The organism is Streptomyces milbemycinicus (assembly GCF_002154605.1).
Taxonomy (GTDB): Bacteria; Actinomycetota; Actinomycetes; order Streptomycetales; family Streptomycetaceae; genus Streptomyces; species Streptomyces milbemycinicus.
The window spans coordinates 287-601 of the sequence record NZ_MUNE01001257.1; positions in this window are offsets into that span (position 1 = coordinate 287).

A 315-nucleotide genomic window follows, 5' to 3' on the forward strand; every position below is an offset into this window, starting at 1 on the left:
CTCGCCCTCAAGAGGCATCGCATTCACCCCATTGTCGTGTATGGATTATGTCGGGACAGTCCAACACAAGCCTCGCGCGAAGGGGAGACCTCCGTTCCCGCTCTGCCGACAACTTCAAGTGAGACGGCAAGGTTCCGCCTGTCGCACCCGGCTTTGTGTCTCCGCAGGTCAGGGCATCCCCCGGCAGCAAGGTTGAATGAGACAGGACAGTTGCGGTCGGTGTCTGGTCAGATGCCGGGGGCGGCGAGGTGGAGCTGGCAGGCGCAGTCGAGTGCTTCTGCGGGGGTGCCCGTGGGCAGCCGGGAGTCCTCGTAG